Below are 15573 nucleotides of genomic sequence, written 5' to 3' on the forward strand. Positions count from 1 at the left end.
GGGAGAGATTCTCAGGGACGGGCTTTCCGGAACTTGTGAAAAAGACAATGCTTGCCTGCGGGGCTGGGGCAATTGGGTTTGGGCTTGGCTATCTATATGGCCTGCCTTTCGGTCGCGCCATTGAGGGTGGGTTGATGGGCAGCTTCTGTTTGGGCTTGACATACCTCACGGATTAGGAGAATTCTGGAGCGTTTTTAAAAAATTAGTTCTGTAAATAACTATATAATTGTGATAACTATGTTTGAGAAAGAAAGTGATGTTGCAATCCTATTTGATGTAGAGGGACCAATCCTGGAGGACAAAAAAACATTCCTGACCGAATACGGCTACCTGAATCTGGCAAAGGCCTCGCCGATTCACCGTCCTAAATGGGCAATTGGAGGGGCTGTTCTGGAAGCAATAATCCGGATTGCGCCAAGAGTTCTTCCCAACAATTACGAAAAGCCCTTGCTTGAGGCATACGGGTATGTTCTCAAACATTTCCGGCCAAGTGAAGCTGACGCCAAAGCTCTGGCAAAAGATTATGCAAAAAGACCCGTTGAAGGAAGTGCGGAGTTTTTACGGCAAACAACTGCGGATACTTACTTGATCAGCACGGGATACCCCAGAAATGCCCTTGAAAGCTTGTATGAGGAGCAAGGCCTGGAGGGAAAGTTTGCCGGAGTTGCGGCAAACACTTTCCTGATAGAAGCGGGAAAAATCATCGGCTGGGACGAGGAAACATGCACCCTTCTTGACAGGTATGGGGCGCCAATAGGCGTTCCAAGCAAGGGCCTTCTGGCGGATTCTGATGGAAAAAGAAATGAAGCTCAAAAAGTAAGAGACATTGGCTATAGCACAATAATTGCTATTGGAAACGGGCGGGCAGACAAAGGGATGATAGAACTTGCAGACATAGGGCTGACATACGAAAATGCCGACCCCGCACTAAAAAAATATGTAATGGCTGAATTCGGTCCCCAAAATATTCTTCCAAGACCCGAAGATATATTTCCCCAACTCAGTGATTTCGAGAAACATGGGTATTCAAAAGAGATTCTTGGACCCTATTTCAGAAATCACCCAAAAAATGACAAAGATGAATCAGCGTCTGCAGACCGTGGCTAACTTTTTGCTTTAGCGACCCCAGAAACAATATTCAGCTTATTCAAAGCAGTGCAGCTATTGCCTTCCCAAATTCCCTCGCGGCTTTTGGGCCGTTAGCGGTCACAATTTTTCTGTCAACTTCCACGGGCTTTCCCGTGTACATCGCGCGGCTGTCTTTTAGCACTGCCAGGTTGCTTTCATCCTCCCAAACGGTTGCTTTTTTGCCGTCCATAATGCCGGTTTTCGCAAATAGCACTGGGGCAATGCAGATTGCGGCAATAACCTTGCCTGAGTCATAAGCGGCCTGGACCATTTTCTGGGCGTTTTCGTCGTGAAAGTAAATCTGGGCGCCTGAGCCGCCGACAAAGATAAGCGCGTCGTAGTCCTCTATTTTTGCGTCGTCCAGCGCTATATCTGCTTTTGCAGTTCCCCCAAGCATCCCTATTTTGTTCCCGGGAACTGTCGAGGCAATTGTTACCTCAATGCCTGCATTTTCAAGCTCTTCCTTGGTTTCAAAGCATTCCTCGTCCCTGAAGTTTATGGGAGCAATTACCATAAGCGCCTTTTTTCCCTTACTGGGGGCGGGTGCTTCTTCCTGTGTGGCTGAAGCGGATTTTTTCCTGAAGAGTCGGCCAAATAATCCTTTTTGCATAACTTATGAAGTGAGACTACTAATAATGATGGCTACGTTTGCTGAACAAGGGCGTTATACGCCAGGGCTCAGGTGTTCATAAATTAAAAACTTTGCTATATTATGGCAAAACTCAGACCGGCAAGGTGTTATCGGGTTAAGAAGAGGTCATGGACAAGGCAGTCCAAAAAGAGGCCTAAAAAGGGTTATGTAAGGGGTGTACCCGCTCTTAAGCTCAAGAGGTTCAGGACTGGCCAGAGGCTGACTTATGACCATGTTTTCAGGATTGTGTCCGACTCTGACATTCAGGTAAGAGATGCTGCCCTTGAGTCTGCAAGGATTGCTATGTCAAACTACCTTCAAAAGAACATCAAGCAGGAGTTTTACCTGGTTCTCAGAAAATACCCGTTTCAGGTCTTAAGGGAGCACAAGCAGGCAGCAGTAGCTGGCGCTGACCGTTTCTTCTCTGGTATGAGGAGGGCATTTGGAAAGCCGTGCGGAAGCGCAGTTATGCTAAAGCCGGGTGAGGTCTTGTTTGAGCTCAGGACAAACAAGAAGAACGGAACGGTCGTAAAGGAGGCGTTCAGGAGGGCGAAGGCAAAGATGCCTGGAGAATACTCCCTTGTCGCAGAGGAGTTGACTCTTGAAATGGTTAAGGATTAGGCGGATTTAAACTGTGATGCAGTTACTTTATGGTAAAAACTATCTCTGAAACTCCAGCTGAGCAGGACTTGTCTGTAGGTTTTTTCATGAGTGAGGGGTATCTGGAGCGGGCTTCTTACCTATACGCTCCAGATTATGTGCATGCCAGAGAAATGATTCTGCCGGGCAATATGGTGCTTGACGCAGGGTGCGGGGCTGGCACTGGTTTGCCAATTCTTTCCTGGGCGGCGGGAAAAGAAGGCCGGGTGATTGGGGTGGACCCCTGCCCGAAGTTCATAGAGGTTGCTAGAAACCAGGTGGGGGAAATTGGGCTTAACAATGTAGAGCTTTATGTTGCTGATGCCAGAGACCTTGGCGAAGAAAAGTCGGGCAAGTATGACGCAATAACCTGCTGCAATGTTCTTTATGCCTTGCCTAGAGAAGAGGCAGACAGAATGCTTCTTGAGTTGAACCGTGTTTGCAAGCCAGGAGGGCAGATTTTCGTGTCTGCTCTTGGGACGGGTTTTCGCGATTATCTCCTCACCAACCCAAAATTTGGGCCTAAAGGTGTTACTCAGGAAAAACTGGACTATCTTCTGGCACAGACTTCATTTTACACCGAAAGTGAGATAGACGCTGCGCTTAAAACCGCGGGTTTTGAGATTGACAAAAGAGACACAATTGAGTTAAGTGCAGCATATCCGGGCCTAGCCCAGGGTATGTTTCTCTGTGGCGAAGTTCCAGCATATCGCCATGAGGTTTTTGCAAGGAAACTTTAAGGAGTTTCATTGATCAGAACCAATCAGTTATGCCTGCTATATGGAGTTAATTTTGTATAGTTCTTCCTTGAATTTCTGGAATCCCACCCGGTCAGCTCCTATTGCTTCAGCTATTGCCTTCTTTTTGAAATCATCCTCCAGGAGTTGCAGATAGTTAAAATAGGGTATGCTGATGGATGTAGCGTGCATTTTCTTCTCTTCAGGCGCCCCCACCTCTTCTATGGTCTCTTTATATATCCTCCCGCCGGGCCCTGTCAGGTTCAAGGTTATTTTTACATGCTTGCCTAGATAATTGCTTAAGCTGTCTTCGTAAAGAATCATGGGCACCTTTTCCCCAGAGTCAAAGATAATATACTTCACTGAGTTTGGGTCACAATCACCACACTCCATCATCAGTATGCTTCCTTCATAAGTTTCGGGGTAATTTTTCGAGGATTCAGAATTTTCAAGGGCCTTTAGCCGGGAATATGCAATCTCCAGGTATTTCTTAAGAATGTCCTCATCTCCAAGGTATTTTCCCTTAAGAAAGTTGTGGATTACTCCCTCACTTTTAGATTCCTTTTCCAATATGGCCTCTATGCCCTTACCTACGGATTCTGGCATTTAATTCACCCAAATATAAGTACATATTCTACTATTTAAAGGTTTTTTAGTGCGGATATTCTATCGGCCATATACCTCCAGTTTTGCCGAAACCAACCACTCCTTTCCCTTAATCTTCTCAGGAATTCTCCTCAGGGTTGACTTTCTGCCTTCAACGAAGTATGACTGAACAAAACATTTGCCTTTTGAGTCAAGGCCAATTTCATCCAGCCGGTATATTCTGGCGCCTATAGCATCTTCCACTTCCTTTTCGTTAAGCAGCCGGGAAGACGTCAGGACAATACGGCTCCTGTAATTTCCAATTCCGCGGCTTTCAAGAAAACGGTCATAAAAGACAACCGTCCAGACAAAAGTGTATGCAAGGAGGGCAAGAGTGTAATAACCAAGCCCCATGAACATTCCAAAAATTGCCATTATCCAGATGCCTGCGGCAGTCGTGGCACCTGTAATTCTGTCGCCTGCCTTTACCATTGCCCCTGCACCAAGAAAACCAATTCCGGTGATTATTGCGCCTAAAAGCGTGAAAGGGTTGTCTGAAGGAACTAAAGTTGATAGAATTGCAAGGCCGCAGGAGCCGGCGGCGACAAAGGTAAAAGTGCCAAATCCGATGGGCTTGTGCGAAGTCTGACGCTCGAGCCCAAAGGCAAAAGACAGGAGGAAGGTAAGAATGAAACGCCACAGGACTACCAGGGTTTCCATAAATTAATGAAAATATAGAAAAACTATCCGCAGATTATGAACTTCATCAGGAGTTTTTTGCCAGGTCTTAGCCTTTTTTCTTCGGTTTTACTGCCTCCAATAATCCTATCATAGAACCCATACACTAGGTTAATACCCTGAGTTGGAAGTTGACTCGCCTCGTCATAGAAACCTTTAACCGGACTAATAAAATATTTGTTGAGTATTCCAGGTCCGCTGTTTCTATTTATAGCTTTGTAAGTGGTTTCCCCCTCCCGATGCCACCCATCAAATGACTGGTCATAAACAAGACCAATCGCCCTTGCATTATGAATGGGGTTAAATGTTTCATTCAGAATGCTGCCTCCTCTACGTACCCCTCCTAGAATTTTCTCTTTCATATATAAACAAACATAAATACCTTTATATACAACATAATTTAAAGTTAGTCATTTGCCTGTAAAATATCAAGAAAATATATAGTTTTCTGGCTTAGCCAATTATGCAAAAAATATGAAAGAAATCATCAAATTCCCGGATTTCGAGAAGCTTGACATAAGAATCGGCAAAATCCTTACTGCAGAGAAGGTTGAAGGCGCAGACAAGCTCCTTAAGCTGGAGGTGGACTTTGCCTCTGAAAAAAGGCAGATTGTGGCCGGACTTGCCCCATATTTTAAGCCAGAAGAGCTTGTAGGAAAAGAGTGCCCGTTTTTGGTCAATCTTGAGCCAAGGAAGCTCCGGGGACTCGAAAGCGAGGGCATGATTCTGGTTGCTGGAATGCAGTCGCCCACCCTTCTTACTCCTGAAAAGGAGGTTGAAGTCGGGGCCGTTGTGGGGTGAATAAAATGGCTGAAGAACAAGGGCTTTGCGGATTGGCTGAACCGGAAGGGCAAGAGTTTTGGGAATTGCCCTGCTACCAGGTGCTGGGTCATTCTGGCGCTAGACAAGTTCTTGAAAAGATGTATGATTTGGGAAAAGCGGTTTCTTTGCCAGAACTGGATAGATGCTTAGATGGCACTAATGTAAGTAAGGTCTGGATGGCAAACCAGTCAAATATAGGTAATATTGAGATTTCTGGTGAGCGTGGACATAAAAGGTACGAACTCACCCCTCAAATAAGGCATGGAATAAAATATTTGAGGCAAAATCCGGGGGCATTTCCTGAATCCTGAATTTCTATTTCTTAGAATTTGTATGAAATAAACTACATATAGATAGCAACAATTATAGTAATGGTTGCAGAAAAAGCTGGACTTGGTGGGGAAAGTATCATTAAAAAGGCCTATGATGGCACCTATGGTGCGATGGTCGAGGATTTTAAGAGCTATTCGGGGCTTTTCCCTGGGCCTGATGCAGGAAAGTTTACTCTTGGCGCGGCATCTCTCTACGGATATGACGCTTTTGTCCGTGACAGCATGTTGCCGGTTATAGCGCCCATCCATGAGTTGATGCATGCCTTGACGGTTGAAGCTACAGGTGGCGATGTAAATTATATTGCTCTTGAGCCAGGCCTTGGCGCGGAATACTGGAAAGAGCTCTATGCTCCCTTCACGGAAAGCTCAAATCTGGAGGGCTGTAATGGGCTTACTGGGTGGGACGCTACCTATTATCCAGACCTCTCACCGGGGCTCAATGAGCTTGCGAATTTGGGTCAGGAAGGCCTTGTTTCCGTTGCGCCATATCTTGCGGCAACTACGTTAGGCATATATCTCCTTCAGGAAGGAAAGAGCCGTAAGTCCCTGCCAATCGGCTTTTTGGGCGGAGCCCTGTTAACAGAGAATATTGGTGGCATGGCATCCAGAACCTCAGATTACCGCCAATTTGGAGAGCACCTGTATAGCATCGTTCTTGACAAATTGGATGCATTGGCAGACGGTATCGGGCTTGGAGACATTCCGATTGACGTTCCCGACACGACGGCCTTGGGTGGCATTGTGTTTGGCTTGGCAGTGCTGGGTTTAGTCTATGGGGTTTCGAGAAAGGGAGTGAATTTTACAAGGAAGATTGCTGCGTCCTACAAGTCTCGAAAAGACGCAGATGCTTCACTTGTACCCGAAAAGCAGGAAGCCGGTGTGAATTAGCCCTGTGTGGATTGGGTGGGTTGAAATCCCGACTTTCCATTCCCGAACCTCGCAGTCAATCACTGTTATCCGGTAGCCGAGCTTTGTAAATTCCTCATGGGCGTCCTTTATCTGTTCTATATTGGGGGAATATACAACAAAAACGCCGCCGGGCTTCAGCACTTTGTCAAGCTTTTTTACGAGGCGGGCGGGCTTTCTAAGGTCGAGCGTTATCAGGTCAAACTCTCCCTTTACTCTCGCTTTTGCAATGTCCTTGTTTATGATTTCAATATTTTCAAGCCCAGACCTTTTGATGTTTTTGCTTGCCAGGTTAAAAAAGTCCTCCTTTATCTCGTAAGTCGTCACTTTTCCGGGCTGGACGATGTTTCCAAGGAATATTGCAAGAAATCCCGAGCCGCTTCCGGCATCCAGAACCTTCCAGCCAGGGCTTGCCCCCGAGTAGGCAGCAATCATCCCAGCGTCTTTTTTTAAGATTACCTGAGGTCCTCTCATGGCCTTTTTCTCGAAGAAGTCTGGCTCCATAATTAATCTGCGATTTTTATTTTTTGGATTCTTCTAGCATGTGGAATATTTCAAGACCTGTACGCCGGCATTTGGGCACACAGTCGCCCATGAAGCGAGTCTTAAGTTCATAGGTAAGGCCTCGAAAGCTTGTGCCAATTTCAGGATGGGTTCCACACATACCTTGAAAATCCGTATAAATCTGATAGTCTGGCTTCCTTTTTAGTTCTTCCAGAACATTTTGCCTAATGTCTTTTGTTATACTAGGAAGGTCAGCGGGCATCTCATTGTTAAGTTGGTTATAAACAATGAGCCCTGAAGCTAGCTGATAGGGTCCAAAGAGGGAGTCTGAGTTGAAGGTGATGGCAAGATGGTTTCCAAGAAGAACGTCTTTTTTAAGAATCCTGCCTACTTCCTCTTCAGGAGCCCCCAGGCCTAATACATTGTAAATCTGCCTTCTAATTTCCTGACTGTTTGAATCATATGTGCCTACCATAAAGTGACTACTCTATAATTTTAAAGGTTGCTTGTCCCCAAGTATCTTATTATGGTTGATTCGGAGTTTGTCGATGTTGTAAACGAAAAGGATGAAGTAATCGGGAAAATCCCCTGGAGGGAGGCAGACAAGCCCAGTAAAGAGAGAATAACCCGGGCGGCTGTAGTTCTTGTCTTCAACCCGAAAGGAGAACTGTTCCTGCAAAAGCGCTCAAGGAATAAAATCCACTATCCTCTTCACTGGACAGATTCTGTCAGTGGCTGGGTAGACTCAGGTGAAACCTACCTGGAAGCGGCTCTAAGGGAGATGGAAGAGGAGATTGGGCTCAAAAGGGAGCCGGAGGACCTGGAACTTCTGTTCAAAATAATGGTCGAAACGGGCAAAAGGGAATTTGTCTGCGTTTATCGGCTGGTTACTTATGATCCCTTGAAGCTTAACAGGGCTGAAATAGAGGAAGGGCGGTTCTTTAAGATAGGGGAAATTCAGCAGATGATTGATGCAGGCGAAAAAATCAGCCCGTTTTTCCTCGAAATCTTTAAAAAGTGCCTCCAGAAACAAATATAAGGATTTCCGGGCAGATTTCATAATGGCAAGTGACAATATAAGTAGGATGTTGACAAACAGCGTTTCTCTCCCAGTTATCCCCCAGAGAGTATATCTGGGTGACGGACAGGAGGCACTGGCAAGGTTTCCTGTAGGAGCGAAGGTTTGCCCTGAAGAAACATATAGACGCGAAAAGGGACTTTGTAAAGGCCCTTACACCATAGAAGGTCTCGTGTTTGACGGCACTAGGAACCTGGAGCCCAATTACCATGTTGTCAGTGGGGGGACCTCCACCTGGATTCCCCAAGGCAAACTAGACCTTTGCTCCAGCAGAAAGTGGTAATCTTCTTTATTTTTGCGAATTTTTATCTCTCTATCTGTGAAACCTATCCTTGTACCAGTCTAGAATCACTGCATTCTGAATCCAGGTGTTCGGGATGTCGACGAGAAGGCCGATTATTATGACTATTGCAAGCTGGCCGAAAATCGAGGATGCCCCGGCAACAAAAATCACTGTTGAAAGCGCAACTGTTGAAACCGCGGTCATTGTAAGCCCTGTCTTCAGGGCACTTTTATAGTTCTGTGAGAAGTTCCCCCTTTCCTTGAGCGTCCGGGTGGTAAGAAGTATGTCAGTGTCAACAGAGTAGCCAAGAAGCATAAGAAGGGCCGTGAAGGTTGCCATATTCATCTGGATTCCTGCAAGGTTCATTATAAAGCATGTTATTACGAGGTCTGAAAAAGCTGCAAGGACCACTGCAATTGAAGGTATGGGGTTTCTGAACAAGAGAAAGATTATTGCAGCCATTGCAAGGAAGGCGAAAACAAGGCCTTTTATTATCTCGGTAATTACCGAAGCGCTGATTTTTGGGTCAATCCTGCTGACATCATAGTCCCTGATAGTTGCAGTGTTGTTTACGGTTTCTATAAGTGGATCCAGGTCGGCTTCGGCGGCTTCAATAGACAGTTGGGTTCCGATTGCCGTTGTGACTGGGTACGCCACGACATTTTCCTTCCTGAGATTGTCGGCAATCTGGGCAACCTGGCTGAAGCTGGCGTCTTCAAATGTAACTGTTATGAGGTTTCCTCCCCGAAGCTCTACGCCCTTATCCAGAAAAAAGCCCGTAGTCATCTGCTTGTTTACAAGGAAGGCAAGGGCAATCACAAGCAACGCCAGAGTCAAGATTATTAGCCGTCTGTCCATAAATTAGGAAATAAAGATATTTTAAGAGGATTATCTTTTGAAAAGCTCTGGGCTGTTTATTCGGTGCCAGTCAAGTGCCCTTTTTGAGGCAATTTCTGAAAAAAGGGAAGCAATTTTGTAGGCAGACTGGTTAGACACACCATTCAGTATGTTGTGATGGCTGTCCCTTACTCTGCTTTCTCTTTTTGGAAGAGGGACGGAGTCAAATTTTCCGAGCTGCATTTGCATAATGGGGTGCATGAAGGCATAATTGATATCTACTTTTGCCAGAAAAAGAATGTTTTTGAAAGCGTCCCACTCTAATTGAGGGAAGTCCTTAATGAGAGGGTTGTCTTTATAGGGTTTTCCTGATTCTATTGCCTCATGAACCGTTAAATTTGCAGACTTATCATAAAACGCACTCTCAACAAAGAAGCCATCAGGTTCAATTATCTCATCATATTCTATTTTGTCATAACCTCCCGAGCCCACTTTTTCCACAAAAACCGGCCAGGACCTATTAAGCATATCTTCTCCATAACCGAGCAGTCTTTGAGCTATAGCTAAAGCTTCCCCCTCCCCCGTGCAGGAAAGATTTGAAAGATATTCTTGTTGCGTTAACATATAGGGCCCCTTGTCTGCCCGGTATTTTTTTGTATCTGTGATTTTCAAGCCCATTGCCTCTTCAGCCCACCCTATCATAAAAACTACTTAAAGGTATTTAAAATGATAACGGTGATTAGAATCTGCCAATTAATAAAGTCTTTCGGACACTTTTTATGTATCTTTTTGTGGACACGGAAACTACTGGCCTTTGCCGGTTTGGGCACTGGCCGCACATGGTCCAGATTGCATGGCTCATCTATGACGAGGACGGCGAGGAAGTCGCTTTCCAAAGCCACATTATAAAGCCAAATGGGTTCAAGATTCCTAAAGCCGCCGAGGCGATTCACGGCATATCGACTGAAAGGGCGCTTAAGGAGGGAATCCCCCTAAGAGAAGCGCTAAGGAAATTCAGCCACATCTCCGAAAGGCAGAAGATAATTATCGGGCATAACCTGTGCTTTGACCTTGGCGTGATAAGGGCCGAGTGCAGGCGTCTGAATATTCCTTCAAACCTGCCGGGCAGTGAAGTCTGCACAATGAAGGCAAAGCCAATAGTCAATTATTGCAAGCTTCCAAAGGAAAATGGAAAGGGATACAAGTGGCCGAAGCTTTGCGAGCTTCATAAGCACCTCTTTGGCCATGTTTTCGAGGAGGCGCATGACGCCCTTGTGGATGCCGAGGCATGCGCAAGGTGCTTTTTCCGGCTTAAGGAACTTGGAGTAATGGCGCCCTAGACAGCCCAAGTTTTTCAAGGTCAGCTGCAAAAAGGTCAAGCATATCCGAACACTGTGTATCACTTGCCCCCCTACTTACCCTCTTGTATAAGGGATCCTCTCTAAGTTCTTCTTCAGATATTCTCCTTGACATATGGGGAGTTTTGTACCTCTCCGGGGAAATGGATTGCATGAAAAGCGCAAGGGGAACTATGCTATACATGATGGGAAACAAGGGAGACTTTCTTAGACCATGGTCCAGGAGGAGTATCTCCATGCCATTTAGGTTTGCGATTTCCCTGGAAAGACTCAGTTCCTTGGAGTCCAAAAAATTCCGAAAGTGCTCGGGAAAGAGTTTGCCTTCCAATGCTTCTTGGGCAAGAGTTATTGAGACCTCCTCCGGATTTTTAAGTTCTCTTCCAATGGCTTCTGTTCCTGCGTCTAAAATGTCCAGGATATGCCTCGAATCGGCAAGCGCAGTTTCATAATATGCCTGGGCGAATCCATACATATCGGACAGAACATAATTCAGGCCTGTCGAATGGTGGGGGTTTAGCAGAATACTTCCCTTTGGCTGCAGCTTTTCAGCCTCTCCAAGGATACCCCGCTCAGCACAGGTGTGGTGGTAATTTTTGTAAAATCCTTCTGGGTCGCCTGCGCGAGCAGGATTTTCCCAGAAGCCGGTAACGTCAAAGTAGGTTTCTGAATTCCTGCCTGTGACTTTTTCCCACGTTCTGGATGGCTCTCGCATATTAACTATTTAGCGGTGTTTAAATAGACGAGTTGTATATCGCCTGCTGCCTGCAGAAGGCAGTTCTGTTGGGTAGCCATCCCTTCTTCTCAGAAAGGGAGGCATCTGGTAGGGGTCTGCTGGGTCCATCCTTTCGTTTTCATGAGTGACTGCTTGCCTGATATAGCCGGGAACCTTTCGGGCGTTTGCTGCTGCTGCGTAAAGCGCCATTCCAAAAATGGTACTGGCCAAAGCATCTCCCGCCCTAAAGCTATACTCTATGTGTGGCATGTCCATAAGGTCTAATGTTAAATAGCTTTAACTGGTTGCTGTGGTTGGTTGTAGGGGGTGAGAATCAATAATCTCCTGGGAAATGTTCCTCACGAGTTTTGCGCGGGAATCTTTTTCATCCATTAAACCACGAAAAACAGAGTCGTTGAGTGCCAGTATGACTGGCTTAAGATTTCTGCTCCTGGCTGGAGGAAGCATTTTGCCATCAATTTTTCCCTTGCCCTCGGCCACTTCCCTAAGCATGGGCGCGATAAAGCCACGATATCCGTCTGCGCCAAAAAGCTCCAGAGCAGTGCCTGCGGCTTTTGGCATCTTTTCCATATCATTCAGGAGTTCGGAGCAAGCGAGCTGGAGTTGGCATCCAAAGAGGGGATTATAATAAGGAATGCCATAAAGAGCGCCTTTAACAATCTTTCCAAGGTCGCTTATGGATGGGGCAGAGAAACCCCCTGAAGAGTAGCCCAGATAAATCTGCCGGGCACTATCAACCCCCGTACAATATTTTGTTGCATCGAGCCCCAAAAGCTTTTCAAAAAGCGCAACTGCTTCTTCGTCTACCTTCCTTGGAATATCTGCCAAGGGATAATCGGGTCTTACCAAATCAATCCTTGCCTGTCCGCTACACGAATTTTGGTATTCTTGAGCAAGGCCTGGATAGGGCTCGCAGTAAGTCGGGTAAATGCAACTTCGATTCCCACACGCAATAGATTCGGCAACCATAATCTAAGATTTCTTTAAATATTTGACAATATAACTACTTTTGAGTTTAAATGTTGTATTTTCAGCCGTGGTGGGGAGCTATAAGTTAAAGGATTTTGCTGCTCCAATAGTTGACCTCAAGTTGTTAAGTGGAGCATAAAGGTCATCTTTGCTTAGCATCAATGCTTGTAGAGTATTCCGGATTTCCCCGTCAATGGTAGGATTGACTTCTAATTTCCCCAATACCCTAACGTGTTTTCCTCCAGCTATGCCGTCAAGCGAGGGCATTACCAAAGGATAAGCAGGATTTGTCCTGAAACTCCCGATGGCCCTAACAGAAATATCGGGTCCTGCACCATTCATCTGAATAAGAACCTCCTTGCACGCCTTCCCATATTCCGTTCTAAAGCCTGGAGGGCGGAGTTGTAAGGAGTATAAGCTTAGTCTCAGGGTATTTTCAAGCCCAGTCTGTTTGCAGAATCAGCAAGGTGATGACTTGCCGTATCAAAACCTAAATCGTATCTTGCTGCGCCTAGAGCAGAGAGTGTCTCCAATATACTTGCTTCTTTCCTATCGACATTTCGTGCTATTGGCATCACCGAATAGGATTCCTCTGGAAGATCGAGTTTGTAGCTCGTCCCACATTCTTTCTCCCTTAAAGAGAGGTATTTTGAAACAAGGTCTTCATAGGGAATAAAATCTCGCCCGTCCAAACTTTCCAATGCCAAATCAGATTCTGTCATAAATGAAAACAAATTTATTTATATTCACTACTCTTCAATCCTTGGAGCAAGGATAAACCCCAGCCGAATTTTGTCTTTAATCGAAAACTCCATGTGAAGCGGGAAGTCCTTGCTGAACTCGAGCTTTACCGTGTCCGAAAGCTTGATTGCCTTTAGCATCTTGCTGAAGTACTCTATTGAATACCTTGCAACAATCTCTTCTTCGCTGTTTATAGTGTAAAGCTGAGGGTTTCCTGCATCAATCTTTATCTGCGTGTAGCTTGAGTCCCCATCAGACCTTATCACAAATGACTCCTTGTTCAGTCTTAACACCGCCGAGTCTGAAATTAGCGCGCCGTTTTCGATTCCCTCCTTTATGACGTTAGGGTCGATTTCGAGGCAATTTTTGTTCTTGAAGTCGAATTTGCTGATGTCCTTAACCTCCTGCTGCATGACGGAAACTATTGGAAGGGCGAACTTTCGGGTGGTTTTTCCCTCCAAAGTCAGCTCGAAGCGGTCTTCATCCTCGTCCATCGAAAGAACCAATTTATCTTCCGGCTTCGCCTTCCTTATGAACTGCACCAGTTTTGCAATGTTAAGCCCGGCCTCCGTTTCCTTGTCGCACTTGTAGCTTTCGAAGGCGGTTGGAAGTATAAGGAAATCAACAATTGCTATAACCGCCCTGTCCGGAGTGATTAAGCTTATCCCATCTTTCCTGAATTTGAACATGCCCTCATCGACTATTTCAGATATTGCGTTGAAGCTTTCTCTTAGAAGCGAAACATCCTCCAATACTGCCTTAAACATAATAGTAGTGTGCTATAAATATAATTATGCCCGAAAAGATACTTATCGTATACGAATCCATTCACCAGGGGAATACACAAAAATTGGCTGAAAAGATTGGTAAAGCCCTTAAGGCAAAGGCAGTTAGTGCCGATAAGCCAGGAGAGTTGGCACCTATTGGCGATTATGCCCTCGTCGGCTTTGGCTCAGGGATTTATGCGGGGCGGCACGGCAAAGGGCTTTTTAAGTTCGTAGAAAATCTCCCAAAGCTCAAGGGAAAGCGCGCCTTTATATTTTCAACAAGCACTTGGGGCGAAAGCTCTATCGAGAAGCACCACGGCGCGCTGAGGAAAAAGCTGGAAGAAAAGGGCTTTCGAATTGTGGGTGAGTTTGCATGCAAGGGCTTTAACCATTGGGGGCCCTTTAAGCTGATTGGCGGCATGAATAAGGGCCACCCTGACGAAAAAGACCTGGCAGCAGCAGGCGAGTTTGCCGAAGGGCTGGCGACAAAGCTTTCAAAAAAGCGGCTTTAGAGTTAAGCGGCTTGTATAGCAGTCACGCTTAGCAAAGATTGAATAACTGAAAAATGAATCAAAAACAGCTTATGGCAAAGCTCCAGTGCACCTCCAGTTGATTTCCGCGCTTTTGTTTTCAGTGAATATCACGCAGGCGGGGTTGCAGCCTTCAATTGGCTCGTATGGCTCAAGGTCAATCCACCAGGTTCCGGTCACAGAATTGCAGAAGTGCCTGTCTGTCAGAGTTCCCTTTTCAGAGCATTCGCTGCCCTGTGCGATTTCCAGGGCTTCTTTTAATGCCATCTGGCTTTCTGTGGTGTTCGTGGGGCAGGCCTGAGTTTCTATAAGCTCGTCTTCAAAGGAGGGCATCTCGCTTGCAGGATTTATTGACCAGTTGCCAAGCTCTACCTCAATCCTTTCCTGGTTGTCGTTTCTTTCAAGCTTTATCAGGAAACACCCTTCGCAGTTGTAAGGTTCCACTTGGGTCACGGTTACTCCGAAGCTGTAAGGGGCAACTGCAATCTTTGCGGCTTTTTTCTGGCCTTCATCAAGCTCCCAAGCCCTTATGCATGCGCCAACTTCAGAGTCCCAAGAGTATCCCGCAGGTGTCAGGCAGCCATACTCATCCCTTTGCCCGCCGATTATTTCCGGCTCGCAGTATCCGAGGGCGTCAGCTATTCCTTCCGGCATCTTGCAGGAGTATCCTGCAGGGCAGGTAAATCCGGCAATTCCGCCGCACTCGCAGAGGGCTTCACACATCATTGGGCAGGCAATACCCTCTTTTCCCTGGTTGTCAATTGCGCACCTGCTTCCGCACTCATTCCAGTTTCCGCCCGCTTCAATGCAGGCAGCTTTCAACGGGTCCTCAATTTCCTCCACAAATACCTGTCCATCAGGAGTCCTGCATTGCCGAGGGTAGCTTTCCAGTACGGGGTATCCGGCAGCAACACATTCCTCGAAGCTGGATATTCCCGGGCTGGAAAGGCCAACACACTGGCTTCCATTAAAGCACTTTCCCTCTCCGCAGTCGCAAACCTTTACTTCTTTGCTGTTTTCAGGTGAGCAGCCGCAGGCGCCTATGAGGCAGGTATTTGGAAAGTCGCTTGCCGACTTGCAGCACATCTGAGTCGCTACGGTTCCTCCCGAAGAGAGGCATCCCTGCTCAGGGCTTTCGGTTTCAGTTGGAGTTGTGCATCCGCTTATCGCCACTATGAAAATCATTATGCCTACTAAAACAGTGGCTTTAGCATCCATTAACTATCTTGTTTTTGCTAGATATATGCTTTAGCTT

At 46.2% G+C, this 15573-nt stretch carries 25 protein-coding genes; 10 read left to right on the top strand and 15 right to left on the bottom strand.

Features of this window, described 5'->3' with window-relative positions:
• Positions 1 to 237 precede the first annotated feature (237 nt).
• Positions 238 to 1107 carry a hypothetical protein gene (locus tag JW727_05630; protein ID MBN2095504.1) on the top strand — a complete coding sequence of 290 codons (870 nt, stop codon included), beginning with the start codon at positions 238 to 240 and terminating at the stop codon, positions 1105 to 1107.
• 40 nt (positions 1108 to 1147) lie between these two features.
• Here the strand turns inward: JW727_05630 and JW727_05635 are convergent, their stop codons facing one another.
• Entirely contained in the window at positions 1148 to 1738 is a 591-nt protein-coding gene (locus JW727_05635; protein ID MBN2095505.1) for a DJ-1/PfpI family protein, read from the bottom strand.
• A gap of 102 nt (positions 1739 to 1840) precedes the next feature.
• Between JW727_05635 and JW727_05640 the strand changes: the two genes are divergently transcribed.
• Together JW727_05640 and JW727_05645 are read left to right on the top strand one after the other, a co-directional pair.
• Positions 1841 to 2380 carry a 50S ribosomal protein L16 gene (locus JW727_05640; GenBank protein ID MBN2095506.1) on the top strand — a complete coding sequence of 180 codons (540 nt, stop codon included), beginning with the start codon at positions 1841 to 1843 and terminating at the stop codon, positions 2378 to 2380.
• A gap of 29 nt (positions 2381 to 2409) precedes the next feature.
• A complete protein-coding gene (locus JW727_05645; protein ID MBN2095507.1) occupies positions 2410 to 3138 on the top strand; it encodes a class I SAM-dependent methyltransferase in 729 nt (242 codons plus the stop codon).
• A gap of 36 nt (positions 3139 to 3174) precedes the next feature.
• On the opposite strand, the gene JW727_05650 is transcribed toward JW727_05645, so the two are convergent.
• Genes JW727_05650 through JW727_05660 form a run of 3 tightly spaced genes read right to left on the bottom strand, consistent with a single transcriptional unit; the run spans position 3175 to position 4820 of the window.
• A complete protein-coding gene (locus JW727_05650) occupies positions 3175 to 3741 on the bottom strand; it encodes a hypothetical protein (GenBank protein MBN2095508.1) in 567 nt (188 codons plus the stop codon).
• Positions 3742 to 3801: 60 nt separating this feature from the next.
• The gene (locus JW727_05655) at positions 3802 to 4440 is read right to left on the bottom strand and encodes an MgtC/SapB family protein (protein ID MBN2095509.1); all 639 of its coding nucleotides are present in this window, start codon (positions 4438 to 4440) and stop codon (positions 3802 to 3804) included.
• Positions 4441 to 4463: 23 nt separating this feature from the next.
• Positions 4464 to 4820, bottom strand: coding sequence for a hypothetical protein (locus tag JW727_05660; GenBank protein MBN2095510.1), 357 nt, complete (start codon positions 4818 to 4820; stop codon positions 4464 to 4466).
• A 112-nt stretch (positions 4821 to 4932) separates the two neighbouring features.
• Here JW727_05660 and metG point away from each other — a divergent pair, with 112 nt between their 5' ends.
• Genes metG through JW727_05675 form a run of 3 tightly spaced genes read left to right on the top strand, consistent with a single transcriptional unit; the run spans position 4933 to position 6500 of the window.
• Positions 4933 to 5259: a methionine--tRNA ligase subunit beta gene (gene metG, locus JW727_05665; protein MBN2095511.1), complete on the top strand. Its 327-nt coding sequence runs from the start codon at positions 4933 to 4935 to the stop codon at positions 5257 to 5259.
• A 5-nt stretch (positions 5260 to 5264) separates the two neighbouring features.
• Positions 5265 to 5591, top strand: coding sequence for a hypothetical protein (locus tag JW727_05670; protein MBN2095512.1), 327 nt, complete (start codon positions 5265 to 5267; stop codon positions 5589 to 5591).
• A 60-nt stretch (positions 5592 to 5651) separates the two neighbouring features.
• Positions 5652 to 6500 (top strand): hypothetical protein, encoded by an 849-nt coding sequence (locus JW727_05675; protein MBN2095513.1) that lies wholly within the window; start codon positions 5652 to 5654, stop codon positions 6498 to 6500.
• Here JW727_05675 and JW727_05680 read toward each other — a convergent pair.
• Both JW727_05680 and JW727_05685 read right to left on the bottom strand, forming a co-directional pair.
• The gene (locus tag JW727_05680) at positions 6462 to 7022 is read right to left on the bottom strand and encodes a methyltransferase domain-containing protein (protein MBN2095514.1); all 561 of its coding nucleotides are present in this window, start codon (positions 7020 to 7022) and stop codon (positions 6462 to 6464) included. The genes JW727_05675 and JW727_05680 overlap by 39 nt on opposite strands.
• 16 nt (positions 7023 to 7038) lie before the next feature.
• Positions 7039 to 7497, bottom strand: coding sequence for a hypothetical protein (locus JW727_05685; GenBank protein ID MBN2095515.1), 459 nt, complete (start codon positions 7495 to 7497; stop codon positions 7039 to 7041).
• A gap of 51 nt (positions 7498 to 7548) precedes the next feature.
• On the opposite strand from JW727_05685, the gene JW727_05690 reads away from it, so the two are divergent.
• Entirely contained in the window at positions 7549 to 8061 is a 513-nt protein-coding gene (locus JW727_05690; GenBank protein MBN2095516.1) for an NUDIX domain-containing protein, read from the top strand.
• Between the two features lie 22 nt (positions 8062 to 8083).
• Positions 8084 to 8383, top strand: a complete 300-nt coding sequence (locus JW727_05695; GenBank protein MBN2095517.1) for a hypothetical protein — start codon at positions 8084 to 8086, stop codon at positions 8381 to 8383.
• Positions 8384 to 8413: 30 nt separating this feature from the next.
• Here the strand turns inward: JW727_05695 and JW727_05700 are convergent, their stop codons facing one another.
• Both JW727_05700 and JW727_05705 read right to left on the bottom strand, forming a co-directional pair.
• The gene (locus JW727_05700) at positions 8414 to 9241 is read right to left on the bottom strand and encodes a protein translocase subunit SecF (protein MBN2095518.1); all 828 of its coding nucleotides are present in this window, start codon (positions 9239 to 9241) and stop codon (positions 8414 to 8416) included.
• A 30-nt stretch (positions 9242 to 9271) separates the two neighbouring features.
• A complete protein-coding gene (locus JW727_05705) occupies positions 9272 to 9922 on the bottom strand; it encodes a hypothetical protein (GenBank protein MBN2095519.1) in 651 nt (216 codons plus the stop codon).
• A gap of 77 nt (positions 9923 to 9999) precedes the next feature.
• Between JW727_05705 and JW727_05710 the strand changes: the two genes are divergently transcribed.
• On the top strand, positions 10000 to 10560 hold the full coding sequence (locus tag JW727_05710; GenBank protein ID MBN2095520.1) for a 3'-5' exonuclease: 561 nt from the start codon (positions 10000 to 10002) through the stop codon (positions 10558 to 10560).
• Here JW727_05710 and JW727_05715 read toward each other — a convergent pair.
• The 6 genes from JW727_05715 to pcn form a co-directional block, all read right to left on the bottom strand.
• Positions 10532 to 11290 carry a hypothetical protein gene (locus tag JW727_05715; protein MBN2095521.1) on the bottom strand — a complete coding sequence of 253 codons (759 nt, stop codon included), beginning with the start codon at positions 11288 to 11290 and terminating at the stop codon, positions 10532 to 10534. The two genes, JW727_05710 and JW727_05715, sit on opposite strands and share 29 nt — an antisense overlap.
• A gap of 9 nt (positions 11291 to 11299) precedes the next feature.
• Positions 11300 to 11566 (bottom strand): hypothetical protein, encoded by a 267-nt coding sequence (locus tag JW727_05720; GenBank protein ID MBN2095522.1) that lies wholly within the window; start codon positions 11564 to 11566, stop codon positions 11300 to 11302.
• Positions 11567 to 11587: 21 nt separating this feature from the next.
• Positions 11588 to 12280 carry a hypothetical protein gene (locus JW727_05725; GenBank protein ID MBN2095523.1) on the bottom strand — a complete coding sequence of 231 codons (693 nt, stop codon included), beginning with the start codon at positions 12278 to 12280 and terminating at the stop codon, positions 11588 to 11590.
• Between the two features lie 78 nt (positions 12281 to 12358).
• Positions 12359 to 12622 (bottom strand): hypothetical protein, encoded by a 264-nt coding sequence (locus JW727_05730; GenBank protein ID MBN2095524.1) that lies wholly within the window; start codon positions 12620 to 12622, stop codon positions 12359 to 12361.
• 83 nt (positions 12623 to 12705) lie between these two features.
• A complete protein-coding gene (locus JW727_05735) occupies positions 12706 to 13002 on the bottom strand; it encodes a hypothetical protein (GenBank protein ID MBN2095525.1) in 297 nt (98 codons plus the stop codon).
• A gap of 27 nt (positions 13003 to 13029) precedes the next feature.
• Positions 13030 to 13788, bottom strand: a complete 759-nt coding sequence (gene pcn / locus JW727_05740; protein MBN2095526.1) for a proliferating cell nuclear antigen (pcna) — start codon at positions 13786 to 13788, stop codon at positions 13030 to 13032.
• 26 nt (positions 13789 to 13814) lie between these two features.
• Here pcn and JW727_05745 point away from each other — a divergent pair, with 26 nt between their 5' ends.
• The gene (locus JW727_05745) at positions 13815 to 14300 is read left to right on the top strand and encodes a flavodoxin family protein (protein MBN2095527.1); all 486 of its coding nucleotides are present in this window, start codon (positions 13815 to 13817) and stop codon (positions 14298 to 14300) included.
• A 69-nt stretch (positions 14301 to 14369) separates the two neighbouring features.
• On the opposite strand, the gene JW727_05750 is transcribed toward JW727_05745, so the two are convergent.
• Complete coding sequence (locus JW727_05750; protein MBN2095528.1) at positions 14370 to 15536, bottom strand: hypothetical protein; 1167 nt, start codon at positions 15534 to 15536, stop codon at positions 14370 to 14372.
• Positions 15537 to 15573: the final 37 nt, after the last annotated feature.

The sequence above is a fragment of the Candidatus Aenigmatarchaeota archaeon genome (assembly GCA_016932615.1).
Taxonomy (GTDB): Archaea; Aenigmatarchaeota; Aenigmatarchaeia; order QMZS01; family QMZS01; genus JAFGCN01.

Bases quoted from the DNA above. Each gene is read 5' to 3' on its own strand.
- JW727_05630 (MBN2095504.1), top strand. From the start codon at position 238: ATGTTTGAGAAAGAAAGTGATGTTGCAATCCTATTTGATGTAGAGGGA.
- JW727_05635 (MBN2095505.1), bottom strand. From the start codon at position 1,738: ATGCAAAAAGGATTATTTGGCCGACTCTTCAGGAAAAAATCCGCTTCA.
- JW727_05640 (MBN2095506.1), top strand. From the start codon at position 1,841: ATGGCAAAACTCAGACCGGCAAGGTGTTATCGGGTTAAGAAGAGGTCA.
- JW727_05645 (MBN2095507.1), top strand. From the start codon at position 2,410: ATGGTAAAAACTATCTCTGAAACTCCAGCTGAGCAGGACTTGTCTGTA.
- JW727_05650 (MBN2095508.1), bottom strand. From the start codon at position 3,741: ATGCCAGAATCCGTAGGTAAGGGCATAGAGGCCATATTGGAAAAGGAA.
- JW727_05655 (MBN2095509.1), bottom strand. From the start codon at position 4,440: ATGGAAACCCTGGTAGTCCTGTGGCGTTTCATTCTTACCTTCCTCCTG.
- JW727_05660 (MBN2095510.1), bottom strand. From the start codon at position 4,820: ATGAAAGAGAAAATTCTAGGAGGGGTACGTAGAGGAGGCAGCATTCTG.
- metG (MBN2095511.1), top strand. From the start codon at position 4,933: ATGAAAGAAATCATCAAATTCCCGGATTTCGAGAAGCTTGACATAAGA.
- JW727_05670 (MBN2095512.1), top strand. From the start codon at position 5,265: ATGGCTGAAGAACAAGGGCTTTGCGGATTGGCTGAACCGGAAGGGCAA.
- JW727_05675 (MBN2095513.1), top strand. From the start codon at position 5,652: ATGGTTGCAGAAAAAGCTGGACTTGGTGGGGAAAGTATCATTAAAAAG.
- JW727_05680 (MBN2095514.1), bottom strand. From the start codon at position 7,022: ATGGAGCCAGACTTCTTCGAGAAAAAGGCCATGAGAGGACCTCAGGTA.
- JW727_05685 (MBN2095515.1), bottom strand. From the start codon at position 7,497: ATGGTAGGCACATATGATTCAAACAGTCAGGAAATTAGAAGGCAGATT.
- JW727_05690 (MBN2095516.1), top strand. From the start codon at position 7,549: ATGGTTGATTCGGAGTTTGTCGATGTTGTAAACGAAAAGGATGAAGTA.
- JW727_05695 (MBN2095517.1), top strand. From the start codon at position 8,084: ATGGCAAGTGACAATATAAGTAGGATGTTGACAAACAGCGTTTCTCTC.
- JW727_05700 (MBN2095518.1), bottom strand. From the start codon at position 9,241: ATGGACAGACGGCTAATAATCTTGACTCTGGCGTTGCTTGTGATTGCC.
- JW727_05705 (MBN2095519.1), bottom strand. From the start codon at position 9,922: ATGATAGGGTGGGCTGAAGAGGCAATGGGCTTGAAAATCACAGATACA.
- JW727_05710 (MBN2095520.1), top strand. From the start codon at position 10,000: ATGTATCTTTTTGTGGACACGGAAACTACTGGCCTTTGCCGGTTTGGG.
- JW727_05715 (MBN2095521.1), bottom strand. From the start codon at position 11,290: ATGCGAGAGCCATCCAGAACGTGGGAAAAAGTCACAGGCAGGAATTCA.
- JW727_05720 (MBN2095522.1), bottom strand. From the start codon at position 11,566: ATGGACATGCCACACATAGAGTATAGCTTTAGGGCGGGAGATGCTTTG.
- JW727_05725 (MBN2095523.1), bottom strand. From the start codon at position 12,280: ATGGTTGCCGAATCTATTGCGTGTGGGAATCGAAGTTGCATTTACCCG.
- JW727_05730 (MBN2095524.1), bottom strand. From the start codon at position 12,622: ATGAATGGTGCAGGACCCGATATTTCTGTTAGGGCCATCGGGAGTTTC.
- JW727_05735 (MBN2095525.1), bottom strand. From the start codon at position 13,002: ATGACAGAATCTGATTTGGCATTGGAAAGTTTGGACGGGCGAGATTTT.
- pcn (MBN2095526.1), bottom strand. From the start codon at position 13,788: ATGTTTAAGGCAGTATTGGAGGATGTTTCGCTTCTAAGAGAAAGCTTC.
- JW727_05745 (MBN2095527.1), top strand. From the start codon at position 13,815: ATGCCCGAAAAGATACTTATCGTATACGAATCCATTCACCAGGGGAAT.
- JW727_05750 (MBN2095528.1), bottom strand. From the start codon at position 15,536: ATGGATGCTAAAGCCACTGTTTTAGTAGGCATAATGATTTTCATAGTG.